Source organism: Flavobacterium sp. DSR3-2 (genome assembly GCF_049896525.1).
GTDB lineage: Bacteria > Bacteroidota > Bacteroidia > Flavobacteriales > Flavobacteriaceae > Flavobacterium.
The window spans coordinates 1-1,029 of record NZ_JAFCUM010000038.1 but is presented as its reverse complement, the minus strand read 5'-3'; the positions used below and the strand labels follow the sequence as shown (position 1 = coordinate 1,029).

At 33.0% G+C, this 1,029-nt stretch carries 1 pseudogene; it reads left to right on the top strand.

The features are described 5' to 3' along the window. Nucleotides 1-239: 239 nt before the first annotated feature. Nucleotides 240-896 (top strand): annotated as a pseudogene (locus ACP7AV_RS17150) (IS3 family transposase); the annotation flags it as partial. Nucleotides 897-1,029: the final 133 nt, after the last annotated feature.

The window sequence follows — 1,029 nt, the reverse complement described above, 5'->3', positions numbered from 1 at the left end:
GCTCGAATCGGTCAGCTGACTTTGGAGAATGACTTTTTAAAAAAAAGTCTGGGTTAGTATCCATCAGTGAGCGATTGAAAATGGTCGATACCCAAAATAAATTGAGCATTGTCAAACAATGTCGATTATTAGAAATTCATCGTGGCGGTCTTTATTATAAAACAAAACAGGAAAGTTTAGAGAACTTGAAAATAATGCAATTACTAGACCAATAGTATTTTAATACTCCATTTTATGGCTGCAGGAAACTGACGTTCTGGCTCAAGGATTTAGGTTTTAAAGTGAATCGCAAACGGGTAAAACGATTGATGCAAATCATCAATTGGCAAACCATTTATAGAAAACCTAAAACAACAATGAGTATTAAAGAACATAAGAAATACCCTTATTTACTCAAAGGTTTGAAGATTAGCCATAAAAATCAGGTGTGGGCAACAGATATCACCTATATTCCTATGGCAAAAGGATTCATGTATTTGACTGCGATTATTGATTTGCATACAAGATTTGTTTTGAACTGGAGTGTAAGCAATACAATGAGTGCCGATTGGTGTGCCGATATTTTGCAAGAAACCATACAAAAGTATGGTGTGCCTGAAATTTTCAATACAGATCAAGGAAGTCAATATACCAGTGAGGTTCACACCAATATACTATTAAACAATGGAATGAAAATTTCTATGGACGGTAAAGGACGAGCTATTGACAACATTTTTATAGAAAGATTATGGAGGACAGTCAAATACGAGAATGTATATTTACAAGCATATACTGACGGAATCGGCCTTTATAAAGGACTCAAAGATTATTTTGAATTTTATAATACACGGCGAATTCATCAGTCACTAAATTATGGAACTCCTTATAATAATTATTACAAAAAAGAAGTGGCATAAAATCAGAATAACTTTTTTTGGCTTTTAAAATAGCCAAAAGTTATCTCCGACTTTAACCAAGATAATAGAATATCAAACTAAAAACCTATCTTAAATCGTTGAGATTTCTGTCTGAAAAATGGGTACAGCATAC